The organism is Variovorax sp. J31P207 (genome assembly GCF_030316965.1).
Taxonomy (GTDB): domain Bacteria; phylum Pseudomonadota; class Gammaproteobacteria; order Burkholderiales; family Burkholderiaceae_C; genus Variovorax; species Variovorax ginsengisoli_B.
The window spans coordinates 31,371-52,616 of record NZ_JASZYN010000025.1 but is presented as its reverse complement, the minus strand read 5'-3'; the positions used below and the strand labels follow the sequence as shown (position 1 = coordinate 52,616).

Annotated in this window: 14 protein-coding genes and 1 pseudogene; 8 read left to right on the top strand and 7 right to left on the bottom strand. The window is 62.4% G+C overall.

What is annotated here, in order from left to right; all coding sequences use genetic code 11:
- Nucleotides 1-197 precede the first annotated feature (197 nt).
- From QTI68_RS38940 to QTI68_RS38920, 5 genes are all read right to left on the bottom strand, one after another.
- Entirely contained in the window at nt 198-1,562 is a 1,365-nt protein-coding gene (locus QTI68_RS38940) for a DUF1254 domain-containing protein (RefSeq protein WP_286529665.1), read from the bottom strand.
- 26 nt (nt 1,563-1,588) lie between these two features.
- Nucleotides 1,589-3,076 carry a DUF1254 domain-containing protein gene (locus tag QTI68_RS38935; RefSeq protein WP_286529664.1) on the bottom strand — a complete coding sequence of 496 codons (1,488 nt, stop codon included), beginning with the start codon at nt 3,074-3,076 and terminating at the stop codon, nt 1,589-1,591.
- Between the two features lie 392 nt (nt 3,077-3,468).
- Nucleotides 3,469-4,887 (bottom strand): DUF1254 domain-containing protein, encoded by a 1,419-nt coding sequence (locus tag QTI68_RS38930; RefSeq protein ID WP_286529663.1) that lies wholly within the window; start codon nt 4,885-4,887, stop codon nt 3,469-3,471.
- Between the two features lie 574 nt (nt 4,888-5,461).
- Nucleotides 5,462-6,046: an aminoacyl-tRNA hydrolase gene (pth, locus tag QTI68_RS38925; RefSeq protein ID WP_286529662.1), complete on the bottom strand. Its 585-nt coding sequence runs from the start codon at nt 6,044-6,046 to the stop codon at nt 5,462-5,464.
- Nucleotides 6,047-6,111: 65 nt separating this feature from the next.
- The gene (locus QTI68_RS38920) at nt 6,112-6,378 is read right to left on the bottom strand and encodes a hypothetical protein (protein WP_286529661.1); all 267 of its coding nucleotides are present in this window, start codon (nt 6,376-6,378) and stop codon (nt 6,112-6,114) included.
- 584 nt (nt 6,379-6,962) lie between these two features.
- On the opposite strand from QTI68_RS38920, the gene QTI68_RS38915 reads away from it, so the two are divergent.
- The 8 genes and pseudogenes from QTI68_RS38915 (at nt 6,963) to QTI68_RS38880 (ending at nt 19,090) form a co-directional block, all read left to right on the top strand.
- Nucleotides 6,963-7,190 (top strand): hypothetical protein, encoded by a 228-nt coding sequence (locus QTI68_RS38915; protein ID WP_286529660.1) that lies wholly within the window; start codon nt 6,963-6,965, stop codon nt 7,188-7,190.
- A 182-nt stretch (nt 7,191-7,372) separates the two neighbouring features.
- Nucleotides 7,373-10,636, top strand: a complete 3,264-nt coding sequence (locus QTI68_RS38910) for an adenylate/guanylate cyclase domain-containing protein (protein ID WP_286529659.1) — start codon at nt 7,373-7,375, stop codon at nt 10,634-10,636.
- Between the two features lie 819 nt (nt 10,637-11,455).
- The gene (locus tag QTI68_RS38905) at nt 11,456-12,457 is read left to right on the top strand and encodes an ABC transporter substrate-binding protein (protein ID WP_286529658.1); all 1,002 of its coding nucleotides are present in this window, start codon (nt 11,456-11,458) and stop codon (nt 12,455-12,457) included.
- 646 nt (nt 12,458-13,103) lie between these two features.
- Nucleotides 13,104-14,366: an AAA family ATPase gene (locus QTI68_RS38900; RefSeq protein ID WP_286529657.1), complete on the top strand. Its 1,263-nt coding sequence runs from the start codon at nt 13,104-13,106 to the stop codon at nt 14,364-14,366.
- A 397-nt stretch (nt 14,367-14,763) separates the two neighbouring features.
- The gene (locus tag QTI68_RS38895) at nt 14,764-17,673 is read left to right on the top strand and encodes a Tn3 family transposase (protein WP_286529656.1); all 2,910 of its coding nucleotides are present in this window, start codon (nt 14,764-14,766) and stop codon (nt 17,671-17,673) included.
- Between the two features lie 167 nt (nt 17,674-17,840).
- Nucleotides 17,841-18,002 (top strand): fumarylacetoacetate hydrolase family protein, encoded by a 162-nt coding sequence (locus QTI68_RS38890; protein WP_353506474.1) that lies wholly within the window; start codon nt 17,841-17,843, stop codon nt 18,000-18,002.
- Nucleotides 18,003-18,136: 134 nt separating this feature from the next.
- Nucleotides 18,137-18,456, top strand: a pseudogene (locus tag QTI68_RS38885) (Tn3 family transposase); the annotation flags it as partial.
- Nucleotides 18,457-18,772: 316 nt separating this feature from the next.
- The gene (locus QTI68_RS38880) at nt 18,773-19,090 is read left to right on the top strand and encodes a hypothetical protein (RefSeq protein WP_286529655.1); all 318 of its coding nucleotides are present in this window, start codon (nt 18,773-18,775) and stop codon (nt 19,088-19,090) included.
- A 63-nt stretch (nt 19,091-19,153) separates the two neighbouring features.
- Here QTI68_RS38880 and QTI68_RS38875 read toward each other — a convergent pair whose 3' ends face one another.
- Together QTI68_RS38875 and QTI68_RS38870 are read right to left on the bottom strand one after the other, a co-directional pair.
- Entirely contained in the window at nt 19,154-19,759 is a 606-nt protein-coding gene (locus QTI68_RS38875; RefSeq protein WP_286529654.1) for a DUF6351 family protein, read from the bottom strand.
- 369 nt (nt 19,760-20,128) lie between these two features.
- Entirely contained in the window at nt 20,129-20,659 is a 531-nt protein-coding gene (locus tag QTI68_RS38870; RefSeq protein WP_286529653.1) for a hypothetical protein, read from the bottom strand.
- Between the last annotated feature and the right edge of the window lie 587 nt (nt 20,660-21,246).

Below are 21,246 nucleotides of genomic sequence, written 5' to 3'. Positions count from 1 at the left end.
CGCCTGCTTTCTCGTGTGCGCCAAGGCCCAGCGCCATGACTCCCAGTCCAGCAGCACCACCCAGGAACTCCCGCCGCGATGCTGCAGAGTCGATCCGCTTGTTGTGATCCAGGACGTAAATTTGATGGAATTCCGGCCTAACTTTGAACGAACTCATGAGTTCCTCCAAGGTTGTCTCGCTTGGTTACCCAAGAAAATCAACAGCTTGCGAGCACAGTTTTCAAAGTTGCACCGGTCGGGTTTTCAAAGTTCCGCCGGCCCAGGCACAGGCAGGATCTGTCGCGCGAACCCAGCGACGGGAAACGCTGGCCATTGGCGAGACCCGAAGCATTCGCCGCATCGTAGAGCGTCAGGGACCAGAAGATGGCAGCAGGGACGTCGGGCGGCAGATGCAGGCGATAGTTGTTGCCTCCCACCAATGGCACTCCCTCGCCATCGGTAAAGCCCATCATGTAAGCAGCACCCTTGCCCGGTATTTTCGAGAGCATCCCCGGACTGACAGAGTAGTAATCGGTGAAGAACCAGATCCGGGCGTCGAGGGCGCGATAGCCCCCGGCAACATTCATCCAAGACAGATCCATCGTCGTGCGCGGGCTGGGCGGCGTCACGTTGTCCATGGGATTGATCCAGCGGCGGTCTGAATACATGAGCAGCGAGCCGCCGTTGAGGGTGTCTTGGAAGCCGATGACGCGGCTCATCTTGTAGGCGGTCTTCGCTGCACAATCCAGGACCTCCCGTGTGTGCGCATCAGGTGTGAACGGCTGGCCCTTGACGATTCCGATCGCTGCCAGCATGCCGAGCCAGTCGGGACCTGCGAGGTTGTCGCCCTCCCGGTCCACGAGCAGCTTGAGCTGATCGAATGCGCTGCCGTCGCTGATCGGCAGCAGGTCGGCCGAGACGCCGGAGGCATCGGGGAATTTCATCGGCTGGGCGGCGACCTCGCCGTTCAGTGGATAGATTCTTGCTCGCTCAAGGTGCGCGACAGCCGGCGCTAGATTCATCGGGTCCTCAAAGAACCCGCGCAGGAAGATGAAGACGTTGTGGGTTCCTGAACGGTAGACGTAATAACCTTCTGGCACCGGTCCCTTGTAGCCGGGTGGCAATAGAAGGAACTTGCCGCCCTTGCCGCCATCCGGTCCAGCGAGGCCGACATCACCGAAGAACTTGCCACCTTCCACCGGGATGGGGCGCTGCCAGTAATCGAGCAGGATGCCTTGCAGTGCGGGCGGCGCTTCCATCACCAGCGGACCATCCTTGCCCAAATCGACGTAGCTCATCGCGTAGAGAACATCGGAGTTGGGGGTCGTCACCAGAGTCTTGGCGTCAAGTCGCTGCTTCCAGATCGGCAAAACGTTGTAGCCGGCGCCGAACGTCTTTTCCGACCCGACCTGCATGCCGAGCGTGTTGATCAACGGCATCGCCCAGAGGTAGGTCTGCGTCGCCCGTTGGAAGAGCAGTTCTTCACGAAGTGCCTGCGCGGTCTCCTCCGTGGGCCGGCCTTCCGCAAATGGCAGGTTGGCGAGTTCGTCGATGCGAGATGTCTGCGCGTATTTGGTTGCCATGGCTATTCCCCATTCCGCTCAACTACTCAATTCACCTTCTCGACCTGCGGCGGCTGCCATGTGCCGTCGAGGATCGCCTTGTCAGCCCAATAGGCGCGGATGTATAGCGAAAACGTACCGCTCGGCGCAGGCAGCCAGTTGCTTTCCTTGTCCTTGCCGGGCGCCTTGGCGCCGGCATAGAGCGTTAGCGACCCGTCCGCGTTGTATTGGAGATCCTTGTTCTTCGTGCCCAGCGACTGGCGCTTCAGCGGATTGGGGTGGAAGAGATGTAGATCGTTGTAGAGGGTGAGCGACCAGAAGCCCTTGACCGGCGGCGTCTGCCCTTTGGCAAAGGTGAGAGCGTAAGCGTTCTGTCCGTTGAGTTGCTCGCCTTGGCTGTCGTCGTCGCGGTAGATGTATTTGGTTTCCTCCGGGCGGTTTTCATACATGTTCGACTTGGCGGTGGCCGTGCGATTGAGGTAGTCAGTGCCCCACTTCGCATTGTTCACCGGCGAATTCCAATCGTTGCCGGCGGGACGACCGTTGTAGCGCCACTGGAAGAACGGTGAGATCATTTCAACCTCGGCGGCGACGGCGCTTTCCTTAAGCGTCTGCTTGATCTCCGGGTCCTTGGCGGCCGCTTCCAGCACGCTGCCGATCCATTTGTAGAGAGCCTCCTCGCCCGGCAACGGCGGCACGCTCTTCATCACCGCCGGCAACTGGTCGAAAAAGGTCTCCGGGTTCACCCATTTGGTCTCGCCTTTGCTTGCAGCCGCCGGGAAATGCGGCAGCTTGCTCCAGTCCTTGGTCTTGATCTTCCCGTCGAACTCCGACAGCGGGTAGAAGACGACCTGATTGAGCACCGACTGGATGGCCTCGTGATCCGCCGCCGTGTCATCCATGAAAACGCGGGGCGCGGCGAAGGCCGACGACGTGGAAGACCTCACCACCGCAGTGATCCCGGCGGGCATCTCGCCCTTCCAGTCCGGGCCGACGATCATGTAAAAGCCCGGCTTTGTGCCGTAGGCCTTGCCGATCTCGGAAAACTCGTCGGTGCGCACGTCATAAAGTGCATAGACCCAGAAGCGATCGCCGAACTCTGGCACTTGAAAGACGATCGGTTCCTTGTCCAACGTGAAGTAGCCGGCGCCATACACGACGTCCTGGTTCGGGCAGGTGACGAAATGCTCATCCGGGCTGATGTAGCCGGTCAGCATGGCGTTCCGGTTGAATGCCACCGGCACAACGCCGCCCAGCAAACCAGGTTCCGGCGCCTTGGAGAAAGCGTCGGCGCGGTTGGCCACATTGACGAGCGGCCAGCCCCAGATATAGGCCATTCGCGCCATCGTCTGCACATAGGCCTTGGTCATGGCCGTCCCAGGTGGCGGGCCGAGGACCTCAGCGGCGGAGGTTGGAATTGGAACCTGTTGCGATTGCGCAGTCATGGTCGTGTCCTTTCGGTCGTCAAGTGGATCGACATGTTTCAGTTCGCTAGGGCGCGCTTCCGCCAGCGCCTCGGTGGCAACGGCCTTCACCCGGTAACCCTGCGGGCGCCCGAACGACAGTGTGCTCCGACCTTCAGGTCGAGTTCAACGGTCGTAGAACGCGAATAGGCGACCGTTCATGTCAGGCCAGCAGCCCGTCCTACCGAACCTCCGGCCGGAAATTCCCCAGGCTATCGAAGGTCTGCTCACGTCTTAACCGGGCATCGCAGGCAGATGCACGACCGGCAGGTTCTGGCCGACTGTAGCCTGTCGGCTACCAGGCGTTTCGGGCCCACTCCAGACGTCCACCTTCCTCAAGACCGGGCATTCCACCTCCTAGCCGCCTGAGTTTTCAAGAGGTGGGCGGCCCAACAGGCGCAGCGTGGCGCAGGGACTCGAGGAGCAGACCTCTCGTCCTTCGTGTCCCGCTTGCGCGGCTTGACCTATCGAACAACTGGTTCAAAGTCGGGGAGGCTCCAGGTCTTTTCGAAAAGCGCCTTGTCGGGCCCGTAGAAACGGAACAATGTGAACCAGGGGCGGCCGGCCTTCGTCGGCACCCAGTTCGCTTCCTGCCCGGCCGGCGCCTGCGGGCCGAAGTAGATGTCGACGGAGCCGTCGGCGTTGCGCCGCATGGCCTTGTCGTACGAGTCGAGGCCTGGACGCGCCAGGTCCCGAATGAGGCAGGCGGTATCCAGGTCGTAGACCGTCACAGCCCAGTATTGCTTGGCCGGGACATTGGGGGGCACGTGCAGCCGATAGGTCTTCTCACCTTGCAGCGCCTTGCCATCCCGGTCATTCGCGCCCACGGTATAAAAAGTTGCAGCGCCAAGTTTCTTCGGCGTCGCGAACGCGAGGAAATAGATCAAGCCTCGCTCATCCAGGAAGAACGACGTGTCCTTGAGGTACGTGAAGCCGGTCTTGGGCCCTTTGTTTTCTGGCAGCTTCCACTGCGTGCCCGGCCACCAAGCCTCGCCCCCGCGCACGCCGAGCATGAAGCCCTCGTGCGCCTCGGAAGCGCCCTGGCGCAGGATTGGCACAAGGGTCGTCGGGGGACTGAAAGGCCGGCCCTTTTCGAGGCCCAGAGAGCGCAGTTGACTGAGCGCAACCAAGTCTCGTGCCATCACAGGCTCCTCGTTCACCATGCGTGCGAGCCTGTCGTAGAAGGTCTCATCGAACGCGACCACGCCATCCATCAGCTTGCCGGCCATGTCGATATGCCGTTGCGCCGGGGGATTCGACGCTTGTGCCAGGGGATACAGGCTCATCTTCTTCACCAGGTCGATGGCCTTGGCGACGTCGGCCTCAGTGCTGCTCTCGGGGATGACCCGAAACAACGCGTAGCCATTCACAGTCTCGGAACGGACAGCGACGTGCCCGGCAGGCACGACCTGGTCGTAGCCTGGCGGCAGGAAGACGTACTTGCCGCCTTTGCCGGCATCTTCCCCCGCGGGACCCACGTCAGCGAGCGGCACCTGCCACGCATCGAGCACTGAACCGAAGAGTCCCGCCCCCACTGCGGCGGGGATGTCCAGCACTACCGGGCCGTCTTTCAGGTTGAAGTTGAAGTAGACATACCTAGTCGATGCATTCGGCGTTGTGAACTGGAGCCTCCAATCCGCCGGTTGGGACCAGTAGACGATGTCGTTGTACTTGGCGCCGGCATCGCGGAAGAACGCCTCCCGCATGGCATCGACGCTCACCAATGGCATGCCCCAGATAGCTGATTCGACGGCACGGCGGTGCAGCGTGCGTGACGTCAGTTCCTGCGCGTTGAACGGCTTCGAAGCCTGCCCTGCGGCCGGGTCCACTGCGAAGAAGGTGCCTGCCAAGACGGCAAGAGAGGCGCGAAAGGTCCGATTCATAGAGCTCGCTGTTAGAAGGTCCGGAGCGCGTGCTCTGGTTCCGTAGGCTCTCAGTCGCCAGCGTTCCTGTCAACAGCACCAAGGTGCAAGGCGGGTGGCCGCGCGGACCGTCAGTTGGGGAACCACAGGTACACCGGGAGACGACCCCTAGCAGACGTCGGCTTCGGGCCCGGAAGCGGCTGGCCAGATTGTTGACCGCCACGCCGTAAGTGCGCCCGCGTTTGATGTGATCTTGGCGTGCTCCCTCCCGCCCGCCCTGCCCTGCTTCGATCTCTCGAGGGCGCGGAGGCGTTCAAGCAACTCGACGGGCCGATTTCTCATCGAATCAACAACTTGGGCGCGTCGTCGTCAAAGTTAGGCCGTAAATTCGATGGAATTCCGGTCTAACTTTGAACGACCTCACCCGATGAGTTCCTCCAAGGTTGTCTCGCTTGGTTACCCAAGCAAATCAACAGCTTGCGAGCGCCGTTTTCAAAGTTGCACCCGTCGGGTTTTCAAAGATCCGCCGGCGGAGGCGCAGGTAGCATCCACCGGCCGCTTCCGGCCGACTTTCCGTTTGCTCCAAAGCCGACCGTCATTCGCGCCTCGGCTCGCTCGTGTGGATGAGCGAAGCCGCCTTGTCCATCTCGCCAGCCACTAGGGCCGAAAAGGCGTGCAGGGCGCCCACGATCGCGTCGTCGATCGCTTCGCGTTCCTCCTTCAGCGGCTTCTTCAACACCCAGTTGATCACCTCGGACTTTACGCCCGGATGGCCGACGCCGAGCCGCAGTCGCCAGTAGTCGGCACTGCCGAGCTGCGCATGGATGTCGCGCAACCCATTGTGGCCGGCGTGGCTGCCGCCGAGCTTGAACTTGGCCTTCCCCGGCACGACGTCAAGCTCGTCGTGCGCGACCAGGATCTCGTTCGGCTCGATCTTGAAGAAGAGGGCCAGCGCGGCGACCGATTTGCCCGACAGGTTCATGAAGATCTGAGGCTCGAGTAGCCACACCGGCTTGCCGCCGACCTGGGTGCGCGCGACCAGGCCATGGTAGGCGCGTTCCGGCGTCAGGGTGAGCTCGAGATCGCGGGCCAGGGCATCAATGAACCAGAAGCCGGCGTTGTGTCGAGTGGACTCGCAGTCAGGGCCTGGATTGCCGAGGCCTACAAACAGCTTGATCATGATCGATTATTCGCGCGGGACCGGGACGAGAGTCCGTTCTTGGCCGGGACCCTAGCCGGATCCATTTAGCGGCCGGGCCCGAACAACTCGAGGGCAACCTCGACGGGGTCGCGCTCGCCTTCTTTTTCGTAAAGCTCGGCCGCGACCTCCAGGACACTCTCGTCATCGGCAAGTCCCTCGGCCAGGCGCACCCATTCCTGGCGGAACAGGTGGACCCACGCCGCGCGCGGCGTCAGCGTGATGCCGTGGCGAACGATCGGCGGATGGGGTTCCCACATGCCGCCAGCATAACTTACGAAGCGTACTTTAAGCACGATGAGAATCAACTTCAAGGCGCAAACACATTGATGCAAAAACGACGAACACATTTCTGCACATGGGCGGCGCCGCCACGAGGCAACGCGCTTGCTTGCTCGTGGTCCCACGCGCCTCCGCGGTCCAAGCATGCACAAACGGGGGACGTTCATGTAAACAGCTTACGAGCGCCGTTTTCAAAGTTGCACCGCTCGTGTTTTCAAAGTTCTACGGGCCCACACGTGCACGAGCATCCAACGGCCGTTTCCGGGCTCCGTTGCCGTCCGCTGTAGGCCCGGTTCGGGCCCACTGCGGAAGTACGCCGTGCTGCCCACATCGCCGCAAAGCAGACGCCCAAGATCGCCGTCGCGATGCGGTTGATCGCGACCCTCGCACCGTTCCGAGCCGAACCGCCGGCAAGCTCCGCAGCAAATTCACGAGGCGGCCGCAGGGTGAGCAAAATGACCCCGCATACCCTCCGGGCCAGGGCTTGCCCAGGCTGCTGAAGATTCGGACCCTGCTTGGACATTCGTCGCCCGTCATGACGACGGCGTCTTCATCCCATCCGTTGCATTCATAAGTAACCCCTGTCCGCGCCGATCCGAATCTGAGGTGGGTCAAGATGGAACCGGCGCCGACAGGGCAACCCCATGCGATGCTGGCCGCAATCGATGCGCTGCGCGGACGTGACGCCGTGGCTGCCGCGCACATGGCCAAGCATCGCGAACTATTGCCAAATGACTCGATCGCCTACGTCGTGTTGCTCAATTCTTCAGCCAGCCCCGTCTTCCTGTCGCAGCGTGCGCGCCTGATCGAGGGTTTGCGCAAGGCGGGATTGCCGGAGCGATAGGCCCCAAAAGGGTGAGCAAAAAAGTCTCTGGTCGTCCTTTTGGCGGGTCCGTTCCTTCGTAACTGAACGGTTGCGGGCTCCTCGGCGATTTATCGGCAATTGATCGGCAACTTTTCGCGCTCCAGGCACGCGCCGCGCTGAATAATGAACGCTGTCGGTCGAGCGCCATGAGGAGGGCATTGATGAAAGCTGTCTGCGCTGCGTGCAAGGCGGAATATGAACTCGGCCGGAAGTTTTGCGGAGAATGCGGTGCCGTGCTGCCGCGTGCACCCGTGGACGTCAGTTCAGCCGGCAATCCGCGCATGACGCGACGCCAAATGACGGTGCTGTTCTGCGACTTGGTCGGCTCGACCCAGCTTGCCGAGCGCGTTGATCCTGAAGATCTGCTTGATGTCCTGTCGGCCTATGGCGATCTGGTCAAGCGGGTGGCAGCTCGGTTTGGAGGGTTTGTCGCGAGAATCGTTGGCGATGGGGCCGATGTCTACTTCGGCTACCCCATGGCCGGCGAGGATGACGCGGTGCGCGCTGTGCATGCAGGCCTTGCGATCGTCGAAGAGGTGTCGCGTCTAAAGGAAACAGCCCGCCTCGCGTCCGCGGTTCAGGTGCGGGTTGGGATTGCCACGGGGCTAGTCGCCGTGGGCGTCAATGAGGCGATTGCAATTGCTGGAGGAACTCCCAATTTGGCAGCTCGCATTCAGGCCCAGGCGCAGCCGGGGCAGGTTGCGATCTCGCCCAGCACGCGCCGTATCGCCGGCAGCCAGTTTGAGTACCAGGATCTGGGCATCTTCGAGTTGAAGGGATTTGATGAGCCTGTCCGGCTGACTGCAGTCACCGGGTCCGGCGCGATGAACAGTCGTTCGGCCTGGAGGGGCCACGACGCAAGATCCCCGTTGGTCGGGCGCGAAACCGAGTTGGCTGAGCTTCTGGATTGCTGGAAGGTCGCGACCTCACCGCAAATCACAGGTGCTTTGATCGTTGCCGAGGCGGGACTAGGAAAGTCGCGGCTCGCCACTGAGCTAGATCGGCGGCTGGACTCGATCGAGCACACGACCTTGCGGCTTCAATGCTCGCCGTTCCACGCCAACAGTGTGCTGAACCCATGGGTTCAGCATCTCGCGATGGCGGCGGGTTTTGCCCGCGAAGATGCGTCGCTCACACAGCTGGAGAAGCTGGAGGCGCAGTTGGCAATCGCCGGCATCGAGGCCGACCTGGATCTGAGCCTCGTGGCCTCGTTGATGGGGATTCCAAGCGCGGACCGCTATCCGCCGGTCAGTCTGCCGCCTCCGGCGCAGCTGCAAATGACCAAGGACGCATTGCAGCGCTATGTGGTGGGGCTCGCCGGCGCGCCATCCGCGATGGCGCGCACAAGCTCCATATCTTTACTGGGCGGCGACAAGGGGCTCACGCCTGTGCTATTGATCGTCGAGGATCTGCACTGGATCGATCCGACGTCGCTAGAGCTTATCGATCAGATCCTGGCCGGACCTCAGGTCGCACCGATCCTGCTCTTGATGACGACGCGACCCGAGTCGAGACCGGAACTTAAGATCGAGCCGAGGTTGATTTCGCTGGGGCGCCTTGATGAGCAGGCATCGCGCGCGATCGCAATGCGAGTGGCCGCCGAGATCGGACTTGCGGATTCAGCGATCGACACGATCATTCAGCGCAGCGATGGCGTGCCGTTGTATATCGAGGAAATGACCAGGATGGTGATTGAGTCGCACGGGAGCCTTGGCGGCGCCGCCGACCTGCGTCTGACCGACATCCCGGACACGCTGCTTGACCTTCTGATGGAGCGGCTGGACCGCCTGGGTGCGGCAAAGTGGCTGGCTCAGGTGGGTGCGGTGATCGGTCACGAGTTCAGCCGGCGCTTGTTGTTCGCCGCCGCGGATATGGGTCGCGTCGCGTTCGACGAGGCATTGAATGCGATGCTGGACGCGAGTCTCGTCCTTCCGGGCGACGGCGCCGGGGAGCGGTTCGTCTTCAGGCATGCATTGATTGAAGATGCCGCGTACGGGTCGATTGTGGCGAGGACCCGGACCGCGTTGCACGGGCGCGTCGCCGACGTGCTGATGGACCAATTCGCAGATGACATGACGCGCCAGCCCGAAATTGCTGCACGTCACCTGTCAAGGGCCAGCAGATACCTCGAAGCAAGCCGGTATTTTCTTGAGGCGGGCAAACAAGCCCTTGCGCGTGGCGCCCCGCGCGAGGCGGCCGCGCACCTGTCCGATGGTGTGGCGACGCTTTCAGCCGAACCATCCGGCCTGGAGCGTAGCCAATCTGAACTTGCACTTCTTTCTGTGCTGGGCCCGACCACGATGGTGCTTAGGGGGCCTGGCAGCCAGCAGTTTCACGATGTTCAAAGGCGCGCATTTGCGCTTTGCCATGAGCTGCCCGGTGCTCCGCGTCAGTTTCCGATCACCTACGGTCTGTGCCTCTACCACTGGGGCCGAGCCGAGCTCGAGACCGCGCGCGTGCTGGCCTCGGACCTTCTAAAAGTCGCCCAATCGAAGGACGAGGACGCCGAGGCGGCGATGGCGGCCAACACGATGATGGGCATGATCACGTTGAGCTTGGGCGACGTTCAGGCGGCGCGCGCACATCTGGAGCGTTCGGTGGCGCGCTACGACCCGCAGCGCGACGCTGCGCTCTATCCGATCTATCTGATGGATTTCGGCGTCTTCGGTCGCTTCTATCTGGCCGTGGCCACCTTTATCAACGGCGACGAGGAGCGGGCCAGCGTGCATGCGCGCGATGCTTACGAGTTGGCGAGCGGTTTGAACCAGCCGCATACATTGGGCTTTTCGATGGTGGCCAATTGCACGATCGCAGTCTTGCGCGATCAGCCGGCGCTCGCTCTTCAGTTTGCTGAGCAGTGCATAGACTTCTCGTCCCAGTTGGGTTTCTCCGAATTTATCGGGATGGCGCGCATCGCGCGTGGATGGGCCACAGCCCGCCGAGGCCAACTTTCCGCCGGCCTGGACGACATGGAGGCGGGCATTCGACTGTGGCAAGCGACCGGTTTCGAGAACTGGCAATCCTGGTTTTCGCTCGTCAGAGCCGAAGTGCTGACGGAGCTTGGTCGCGGCGAGGAAGCATTGCGCGACATCGAGCATCAGATCGAGCGCATCAACCTTGGCGGGGAGAGCGTGTTCCAAAGTCTCCTCTTGGCCCAGAAGGCCTCCCTGCTGAGCATGGATCCCGCGACTTCAGGCGCGTGCATGAGGCTATTGCGGGAAGCGAAAGAGCTTGCTTCAGCACAGCGCGCCGTCGCGTGGACCAGGCGGATAGACGCCATTGAAGGGGCTATCACGCCGGATCTCCAACAAGCGCCTAGATTGCTTGTGAAGAGCGGGTTTCAGATCTTCTGCGTTGACGTTTCGCTTTCAGTTGGGCCGCTGTGCCTTGGCGGTGATGCGCCGAAAGCGCCCAGCGCTCGGTGAGTGCGAACGCCAAGCTACCCCTATACGAGACGCTGCTGGCGGCGTCACTTGTGCGGAACGGACAATTGTCAGACGCCGAACGCCTAGTGCAAGGCCAACTGGCGCGCAATCCGAAGTTTGATGGATCCGGCATCATCGCGCTCATGCGAGACGGGAGCCCGGCCTTCGTCGAGGGCCGTGATCGATTGATCGCCAGTGCGCGCGAGGCCGGTTTGCCTTGAGCGCGTCGGGAAAGGAGCGCGTGATGTGACTGCAAGCGCTTCGATGAAGCGCGCACTACAAGGCGGGTAGGTCGTCGCGGAGCGCTCTTTCGTTGTCTGGGCTGCTGCGGCATCCAACAGCTGCTTTCGAGCAGTTCCTGCGTCCGCTGTAGGTCAGGTTGGGGCCCCGGAGCAGACGTACGCCGACCTTAGTTCGACTCCGCAAAGCGGACGCAGGCCAACGAAGCATTAGTTAGCAGCTCATGGCCGCGTCATTGGCGAAGGTAGCGGGCATTCCTTGACCTTCATGCGCCCTATGCTCCCATTCCATAAGGCGCCTGTCACGCGAGAAGGCGCAGCGCTTCTCTGGCGCGGAGCCTGACAGTCAGCTCGCTTGAGATGCGCAACCTGCCGGAAGGGCCCGGCGAATGGGCTAACTGCCGGCAGCCCGCAAGCCGACACATAGCCAGCACCCATCTCCGAGACGACGGCCTAGCGTTCGAGCTGCCCCTTGTGCTAAGGCCGCGGCTGGATCTGCGAAGACCACCCCGACCAGCTGAGCGCTCCGTCGCCCCGCACCCGCTTTGCGTTGAGGGCGGTTCGGAGGTAGTCTCGGCGCATGAATCCGCGTCCGGACGGCTTTGCACGCCGGCTCATCGTCCTCGGTGCGGCAGCCGGCATCGCGCTTGGCGTCTGGCCAGCCGACCGCCCGCGGCGCATTGGCTACATCTCGTTTTTTCCGCGGCCAAGCCCCGGCGTCGTGCCGATCTTCGATGCCTTTTTCGCCGGCATGCGCGACCAGGGTTACGAGGAGGGCCGCGACTATGTGATGGACTGGCGGCACACCGGGGGCAAGCCGGAGACGGAGGGCTTCGACGCGCATGCCGTCGCGCTGGCGTCGGACGGCGTTGACCTGTTCTGGTGTGTTACCACCGCCGCGGCGATGGCGGCGAAGCGCGCGACGAGCACGATTCCGATCGTGTTCTCGGGGGTGAGCGATCCGGTCACGAGCGGCCTGGTCTCGTCGTTGGCGCGCCCCGAGGGCAACCTCACCGGCCTGTCGGCCGTCGACGACGAGTTGCACGGCAAGCGGCTCGAGTTGCTGCGCGATTTGCTGCCGCAGGCCCGCGAGGTCGCGGTGCTCTGGATGCCCTTGGTGGCCACGCACCGGACGGAGCTGACGCAGATCGAGGCGGTGGCGCCTCGGCTCGGCATCCGCGTCCAGCGGGTCGAGCTGAACCGTGTCGAGGACATCGTGGCTGTCATCCCGCCACTAGCCCGCACGGGCACCGACGCGTTGTTCATCCTCCCGGCGGGCTGGCATGTCTACTCGAGCGGCGAGCTGGTGGCCGCAGCGACGCAGGCGCGCCTGCCGTGCATTGGCACGGAGCGCTACCACCACGCCGGTGGCGCCTTGCTGACGTACGGGGCGGACATCGCCGCGCTGGCGCGCCGCGCCGCCGGCTACGTCGACCGGATCTTCAAGGGCGCCAAGCCCGGCGACCTCCCAGTCCAGCAGCCGAATAGGTTCGAACTGCTGATCAACTTGAAGGCCGCCCAGGCGCTCGGCGTCGCGGTTCCCGGAAGCCTCTTGTTGCGCGCCAACGAGGTCGTACGTTGAGAGGCTGCGGGGCGCTTTGACCGCCGGCCTCTTCGCCTGCAGCCGACTGTCGCGAAGGTCGGCTCCAGCCAGAACCGGCTGTCTGCCCATTCTGGTCTAGTGTCTCGTGAGTGCGCACGCGCTTCGATGGGGTGATCGAGCGCCCTGCCCTTTCTCCTGTTCTTGCCGGTGGCTCCAGATCGGCTCTCAAGCAGCTAGCGGAGCCGATTCCTCATCGAATCAACAACTTGCACGCGCCGTCGTCAAAGTTAGGCCCTTAATTCGATGGAATTCCGGTCTAACTTTGAACGAACTCACCTTCGTGAGTTCCTCCAATGTTGTCTCGCCTGGTTACCCAGGAAAATCAACAACTTAGGAAGTCGCTTTTCAAATTTACACCCCCCGTTTTTCCAAATTTAAGCCGGCTCCTCCAGGCTTTGACTCCGTGCCCGTCGGGCGCTAGGATTTGGCGCATACACGAAATGAACGCCATGCCGCACTCTTTCAAGGCGACCACCGTCACCCCGCAGATACGCATTTGCGTGTGCATGCGCGCGCGGCATGAGACGAATCGATCGCGAGTTTCGGAAACCTCGGACTCCCTCGCCTCTCCCAAGCGTTCAATTCCAGGAGCCTGACTCCCCGGGCTCCTCCCCAGGAGCCCATCGTGTTCTCGATACAAGACGACCTACCGGCAGGCTTCCGTCTCTTTTCAATCGCTCGCGCCTATCCGGAGAAGGCGTTCGAGTTGCTGCTACCGTTGCCCCTCGCGCATGCACTGCAGGAGAAGCGGGAAGAGTACGTCAGGATCGCGCAGGCCGCCCATGAGGCGACCGAGGACCTCAGGCGGGAGGAGTTGTGCACGCGGACGAACCCTCCGGCGCAAGCGCCTGCCGCACCTATGCCGAACCAGCTCGCGTTCGTGAAGTCCTTCGAGCGCGGCGTGGCACGTCGCCGGCGAGATCGGCGCCACCCAGTCCTTCGTGGCGAGGAACTATTGCGCGTAATCGGGCGAATCGCCACGCTGCGTGACAAAGACTACCAAAAGCGCGAACTGGAGCTCACAAAGAAACTGGAGCTCGCTGGCGCTCTGCGCGAAGTCGCCAACCCGGCGTTCCGCCCGGAAAAGTGGGCGAAATCCCTCGAGTACCTTCGCGAGGCCCATCCACACTTTGCCGAAGTCACGGAGTTCGTAGCTCGCCGTGTGACGCTTTCGACGCAGGGGCGCCAACCGCTGAAGATCCCCCCACTCCACCTATGGGGCGAGCCCGGGCTCGGCAAGACTCACTACGCCGGCGATCTGGCACAGGCCCTCGGAGCGCCGATCCGTCGCCACTCCATGGAGAACGCTCAAACCACGTCATTGCTCCTCGGGATGGAACGGCATTGGAGCAATGCCACGCAAGGACTCATCTTCCAACAGGTCTGCCTCGGAACGGTGGCCAACCCGGTGTTTCTGATCGATGAGCTTGACAAAGCGCCAAGTGGATCCCAGTACGACCCGTTGGCGCCGCTTCATTCGCTCCTTGAGCCCATCACGGCAAGCAGGGTACGAGATGCGTCGCTCGACATCGAGTTCGATGCAAGCTTGGCAACGTACATCGCGACGTCAAACGACCCGGCGAAAGTGCCTGATTCGCTGCGCTCGCGGTTTCGCGAATTTCATATCCTGCCGCCAACCGGCGCCCAGGCTCTGCAGGCTGCTAGGATGGTTGCAACTGCAGCGGTGCAACAGCTCGAAATTCCTGGGTTCATCGCGCCCGAACCGGCCGTTTGCAATAAGGTCGCCCACCTGACAGCGCGGGAGATCTATCAGACGGTACAGGAAGCTGTAGCTCGAGCTGTCGAGGCGGGAAGACTCCGTCTCACATTGGACGACCTTCCCGCGGACGTTTTGGATGACTGCGCAATTCGAAGCATCTTCCATTAATTTGGAAAAGGTCAGAAGCGCAAGACTTTGCGGGGCTTTCCAGCCTGCTTTGCGCCTTCCCCAATCTGACGGCCAGCGCCAACAGAAAGGTGTTGAAGCCTGCACCAAACGGGCGCTTTAAGGAGCGGATCGAAGCAGCGATGGCGAACAAGACAAAGTTACAGGGCCAGCAGCGGCGACGACCGACGACTCAGTTCGGCCAAGTGCAGTCATTCGGGCCGCAAGCGTAGATTTCGCCCCTTGGCGGGGGCGATTTGATTTCGGTGTCAAAAGTGACGGTTCGCAACTCCAGCAACGGCGCGGGGTCGGTTCGTTAAGTTGTTGATTTCGCGAGCATTGCTGTTCACTTCTTTGCGGCGTATCGTCTGCGCCCCATGAACGACGAAGGAGCGCGGCGATGCAAGGATGGCAGTCGTCCTATCTGGGCCTGCGCGACATGCCCGGCGAGCTCAGCGATCTTGAGTTGGAGACGTTCTTCAGCTTCAGCCGCACTGAGCTCGACTTGATTGCTCGTCGGCGCAGCGACAGCCTCAAGCTTGGCTTGGCGCTACATATCGGCTTCGCCCGCATGACCGGACGGCCTCTGAACAGCATGCGGATCGTGCCCCCTGCCCTGCTTCATCACCTTGGCCGCGAACTGGATATCGCCGCGCCGGATCTGGTATCTCTGCGCGCGCTGTACGCCCGCGGACGCACCCTGTTCGATCACCAGCACCAAGCCTGCGAATGCCTGGGATTCAAGTGGATGACCGAGCATCAGCGCCGAGCGTTGGTACGGGTCCTGCGCGACGAGGTTGCGCATTGCTCGGACCGCGAGCGGCTCCTGGTCCTTGCGAGGCAGTGGCTTTACGACCATCGCCTGCTCATCGTGCACGACCGCGTGATCCGCGCCATGGTGGCCGCCGCCCTGGTGGAACTCGAAGCATCAACCGGCCACGCCATCATGACATCGGTGCCTGCCGAGACTCGCAAGCGTTGGATATCGGCATTGGACACGCCGCGTCCAGACGGCGAACACTGTCAGAGCTGGCTGTGGAGCGCGCCAGCAAGGCATTCCACGCGCCAGATCACCGAGGTCCTGGAAAGGATCGCGTTCCTGACGGACCTCGGCATCGATCGACATCTGGAGGATCTCAACGATGTACTGGTGCGCCGCTACGCCAGGCGCATGGCCGGGCGGCCCCCATCGGTCAGTGCCAGGATCAAGGAGCCGGCCCGCACGCTGGAGCTCAGCTGCTTCCTGCGCTACTGCCTGCTCACGGCCACCGACCAGATCATCCTCATGTTCCAGCGTCGAGTGGCCGACCTGGGGCGCCACTGTGCGGACGGTGTCGCGTCCGTGGATTGGGCACGGCAGTACCAGGAGCTGCTGCTGGAGCTCTCCGAGCTCGCAGGTCATGATGCGCTGCCAGATGCCGAACTGCGTTCACGCCTTCGCGAGATCGTCGCGGCCAAGCACGCTCAGCGCCCGCCGAGTCGGGCGTCAGTCATCCGGCAACGCCTGATCGATGCGATCGCGCCGGTGCGTTCTCTGCTGGTGGGGGTCAGTCGCTTGCCTTGGCAGGCCACCGGCGAGCACCCGGCACTCGATGCGCTGAACAAGCTCCGAGCCGGGTATGCCGCTGGCATCAAGCGACTTCCCAGTGAAGTCACGACCCCACGACTGGGAGCCGCCTGGCGTGCAGCCATCGCCGACGCCGACCGCGAGCGCGCCTTCAGGGCGCTGGAGGTCGCCACCCTGCTTGCTCTGCGCCGGGCGGTGCGCAACGGCTCGGTCTGGATAGCTCATTCACTGAGCTTCCGCGGTCGCGAGCGTCTGTTCCTGCCCGAGGAGCGTTGGCAAGCCGAAGCGCCGAGGCACTACGCCAGGTTGCAGCTGCCGGCTAAGGCTAGCGAGTTCCTCGTACCGCTACTTGCTCGCATGCTCATTGGCATCGACGCGGTCGCGGCCGCCGCGCGTTCAGGTGATCTGCGCGTCGATGACGAACTGCATCTGGCGTCGTTGCCGGCGGACGAAGATGACCCCCAAGTCGTAAGGCTGCGCAGCCAGATCGATCAGCGCATCGGTGAAGCGCAGTTGCCCGAGGTCATCCTGGCCGTGGACGCCCAGGTGCGATTCAGCTGGATCATGCTCGGGCGCGAGCCGAGAACGGGGCAGGAACTGCTGATGACCTATGCCGGCATCCTCGCGCACGGCACCAGCCTCACGGCGGCCGAGTGCGCGCGCATGATCCCGCAGTTGTCGGCCACCAGCATTCGCCAAGCCATGCGCTGGGCCGGCGACGAGCGTCGACTGGCACGGGCCTGCCAGGCGGTGCTGGAGTTCATGCAGGGCCACCCCATCGCGGCGACCTGGGGCCGAACTGACCTGGCCTCCTCGGACATGATGAGCCTGGAGACCAGTCGGCGCGTGTGGCAAGCACGCCAGGACCCGCGGCGCCAGGTGGCTTCCATCGGCGTGTACAGCCACGTGCAGGACCGATGGGGAATCTTCCACGCGCAGCCGATCGTGCTCAATGAGCGGCAGGCGGGCGCTGCCATCGAGGGGGTCATTCGACAGGAACGGATCGAGACGTCTCAGCTCGCTGTCGACACGCACGGGTTCACCGACTTCGCGATGGCTCTGTCCCGACTTCTGGGCTTCGACCTGTGTCCAAGGCTCAGGGAACTCAAGCAACGGTATCTCTTCGTCCCGCGGGGCACGAAGGTTCCGCGCGAGATAGCTGCCGTGTGTCAGGCCAGCGTGGACACCACGCTCATTGAAGCCCATTGGGACAGTCTGGTTCACTTGGCCGCCTCGGTGATGCTGGGCCATGCCAGCGCAGTGACTGCGTTGGCGAGATTCGGCTCGGCAGCCCGAGGAGACCCGATCTATGACGCCGGCGTGCAACTGGGCAAGCTGCTCAGGACGGTTTTCCTGGCCGACTACTTTGTCAACGTCGCTTTCCGGCGCGAGCTGCGACGGGTGCTCAATCGAGGCGAGTCGGTCAACGCGCTCAAGCGCGCGATCTATGTCGGCCGCGTCACGCCGGCGCAGGCCCGGCGCACCGACGAGATGCAAGCCGTGGCCGACGCACTGAGCCTTTTGGCCAACATCGTGATGGCGTGGAACACGGCGCAGATGCAGGCGGTGGTCGACCGCTGGGCCAACCGGCGCCAAATCGTGCCGCCGGAATTGATGGGGCGCATCGCGCCCACGCGACTGGAAGGCATCAATCTGCGAGGCGTGTTCCGCTTCCCCGTCGAGCGCTACGCCGCGCAGCTCCTACCGTCACAAAGTGCAGGCAAAACAAGGGCCAGTGGCTGAATTCGGCCGCTGAACGATGCGCTTTGCGGGGCTATTCGAGGGGTAGCAGAAAGTTGTGCCGTGACAAGCACTTGCGAGCGCCAGCACCTCGGAACCCGCGCCAATCCTGGTCGGTCGATGCGTCACTTTTTGCACTGAAATCAAATCGACCCCTCTCCGTACCGTTCTTGATCGCCTACCTGTCCAAATACATGACACTGCTTCCGGGCGACTTGATCATGACTGGCACACCGGCCGGAGTCGGGCCCATCAGTGTCGACGATGTGATCGAGATCGAAATTCCGGCCATCGGCGTGCTGCGCATTCCGGTCGTGGCCCAAGCGCGGTGACGATCCGGCAACGGTTCCGGAGACCTTCGGTTCAACGGGGCAAGCCCTTGCCACAGACGAGCGCAGCGGTGTGTTAGCGTCACCGCTTACTTGGGGGCGCTTTACGTGTTGTGAGCTGCAGCCCCGAGGTGAGGGTGCATCAATTGCAGCGTGCCGTCTACACCGGCAAGGTGGCGCCCGAACGCGGGCGGCGGCGCGACGAGATGAAAGCGATCCCGGCTCCCACGCATTGCTCACGAACATTGTGCTGGCCTGGAACACCAGTCGAATGAACGATGCGGTCGAGCGCATGCGCACGGCTGGCATGGACGTCGACGATGCATCGCTACGCCGCATCGGGCCGGTGCACTTCGGGCACATCAATTTCCGCGGGACCTTCCGCTTCAGGATCGACGCGTACGCCTCGGCGCTGCTGCGGCCGGGGGGCTCTTCAGGAGCGGCAGTCGAGGTTTGAAGCCGGTCTCACTCGTCGCACTACCCGGCATCGAACGCGCTGTGCAAGCCAAAGCGTGTCAATCTGCATGGAAAGGCAAACCTGCGCAGAAACCGCGTTTAGTAAGTCGTTGTCAGGATTGAAATTTCTAGACTAAACCGTATCAAACTACATGGAAAGGACGATCACCCCGGGACGCGCCAGCGTTGCCTCTCATTGCGCGGCCGGCTTGACCGAAAGCCCCCGCCTATCGGCGGCAACGTGGTCCCATCAGCTTTAGGGTTGACGCCTGTCATACCAAAGCGCCCAATCAATCTTTGCCGGACTGGGGGGCGACATGAAGACATCTTCAGTCGCGGCTGTTGTCGCAGGTTGCTCACTGGTTCTCGGCTGCGACATGGAGCCTCAAGTCCTGTTCGTGACGGATGGAAATCCGTTTCACTCTCTGCAGTTGACCGATGCCCAAGGCGTATGCATCGCACCCTATCGTGTTTCCTACCTCACTACGTTCGATGGCGCAGCGTCCAATGGATGTTGGGTTCGGGAAGGGCCGAACATCCACGCTCAATTTCCGAAATTGAAAGACAAGCTCGTCCCGCTGGGTGAGTTCCGCCGTACAACATTGGGTGAGTACCGGAACAGCTCGTTGGACTAGACCAATGAGGCCTGCCGAAAGGCTGTTACCACCATGCTTCGGCGAGTACGCCTCTTTGGTCCATCAGTGCGCGGGCCAGTTCGCGCAAGACCTCCCGTTGTCCGCCCTTCCATCCGTGGTGGGCCGCGCGCCGAGCGGATCAGCAAGCACCTTGCGCGCGCCGGTGGGCGTGAAATAGAACCAGTCATGGCGCGTCTCGACGGAGCAATCGGCATCGAGCGGCGCCCCTAGATTCGATTCGATCGTGCGGCATTCGAAGGGCTTGAGATGAGGACCCGAGAACACGGGGCCGCTGATCGGATAGTTGGTCACATGGAGGTGGCCGTTCGCCTTGTTCTTCCCGTGGCCGGCTTCGGCGGCCAGATGGTTGTTGCCGACGTCGAGCCCCGTGACCAGTCCGCGCAGCGCGCGGCCGCTCGCCTGCGCGGTGAATGCGGGTGTCACGTCTTCGCCATTGCGCGTCACCTGCACCTCGGCCGCATCGATGCCGTCGGGCAGGGCAATTTCGAGCAGCGCGTCGCCGCCGCTCACCATGTCCGCACGGCTCGACAAGATTGACAGCGTGAGCTTGGTCGAGGGGGGTGGCTTGTTCAGAGCGGCACCAGCAACTTTCGATGTTGTCATGCCGCTGCTGCTGCCGGTCGAGCTAGTGCCGATCGAGGCCGGCAAACCGGCACTCCCGCCGCCACCACCACCTCCACAACTGACAAGCAGTAGCGCGGTGAGTGCGGTTGCGACGTAGCGCAAGCACAGGTGTGGGGGTTGAGCACGTTGGTCTGTCGGGGGTAGATCGACCGTGGGCTTGACGGGGACCGTCGACCCGCCACAACCCACAGCAAGAGCCATTCTTCGATCGACGACCTGGGTCCTTGTTCTCCGACGAACTGCGTCGACGAGATCGGCCGCCGGAGACGGCACTGCGACGATTGGTCGTTTGAGCATCGCTGCTCCTTTCACTATGGAAGAGATCGGCAGGGCTATTGGATCGTCCTGCCTTGGCCATCGCCGCCCGTCCCTCGACCCTTTTGGCGTAGATGATCAGCCCGGAGGAACCAGAATATCTGTGCAGTTCGTGGTGAGCGGATCAAGTGTCATCGCGAGTCGACCGATCAGCCGATTGCTGTAGTTCCTGTTGGGATGTACAAAGTCGATCAGATCAAAGGCGCCATAGAACGGCACCCTTCCCCAGTCGGCAAAGGTTGTGCTCGTGTTGATGGCCACCGCCTGAACGATCGTGTCGTAAAAATCTCGGAACCGGAGATTGAAGTAATTGAGTTCCCCACCCAGGGCCTGGTGGGAAAATCCAGTCAGCACCGGAATACGACCCTCATCCCGCACCCGCTGGATGAGGGCGTAGTAGTCGTAGATCACAGTGTTGATGTTTTTACCTTCCCAAGCATCGATTACACCGTTTTCGATGATCACAAAGTGCCCGCTGCGCGGAAGGCCGGGAAAGACGGCTTGCCCCTTCGACGAGCCGACAGCAGGTGTCTCGACGGACTGGCCGACGGTGACGAGCGCGGCCGTACCCGCACCCGCATCGCCCCCTCCTCCACAGCCAGCAAGCAAGCAATCCTGCCAGCAACACGGAGACAAGAAAAGGAATCATGGTTCATTCCCTCCACTTGATGCGACCGCCCCCTGCTTGTGCCGGCACGACATTGACATCGTTGGATCGGAATGGCGAGAGTTTTCAAGTTAACGGCGTCGTAAAAAAGGATAACCCCACCGCAGTGCTGGAGCCGCTGCAGATACCTTTGCGCAGCACCGCTTGTGGCTTTTCAACAAGGCGACGAGGGAACTGACTGTCTCCGCACAACCACGACTAGGACGAATCCGATCGGCACGGTGTCACTGTCGCAGTCTGAACGGCGAACAAGGCTGCGTTGAGCATCGGCGTCCTGGTCGCGTTCAACCATTCAACCTCTCACGGTAGGTGTGCGGCGCTTGCTGTCCATCCCTCACGCTCGTCGGTTCCACGCTCTGGTGCCGGTTGCGGTCATGCCGATGGGACGAAGAAATCAGAACCGACGACAGGCTCCAAGGTAGGCAGACATAGGCTGCCGCCGAACCGGTAGTTCGGGCCCATTCCCGCCCTACGCCGTTCCACATTCGACACCGCAAAGCGGCCATTGCGTGCCGCGCAGACCCTTTGG

Coding starts and splice junctions, on each gene's coding strand:
- QTI68_RS38940 (WP_286529665.1), bottom strand. CDS start 1,562: ATGGCAACCAAATACGCGCAGACATCTCGCATCGACGAACTCGCCAAC.
- QTI68_RS38930 (WP_286529663.1), bottom strand. CDS start 4,887: ATGAATCGGACCTTTCGCGCCTCTCTTGCCGTCTTGGCAGGCACCTTC.
- pth (WP_286529662.1), bottom strand. CDS start 6,046: ATGATCAAGCTGTTTGTAGGCCTCGGCAATCCAGGCCCTGACTGCGAG.
- QTI68_RS38915 (WP_286529660.1), top strand. CDS start 6,963: ATGGAACCGGCGCCGACAGGGCAACCCCATGCGATGCTGGCCGCAATC.
- QTI68_RS38910 (WP_286529659.1), top strand. CDS start 7,373: ATGAAAGCTGTCTGCGCTGCGTGCAAGGCGGAATATGAACTCGGCCGG.
- QTI68_RS38905 (WP_286529658.1), top strand. CDS start 11,456: ATGAATCCGCGTCCGGACGGCTTTGCACGCCGGCTCATCGTCCTCGGT.
- QTI68_RS38895 (WP_286529656.1), top strand. CDS start 14,764: ATGCAAGGATGGCAGTCGTCCTATCTGGGCCTGCGCGACATGCCCGGC.
- QTI68_RS38880 (WP_286529655.1), top strand. CDS start 18,773: ATGAAGACATCTTCAGTCGCGGCTGTTGTCGCAGGTTGCTCACTGGTT.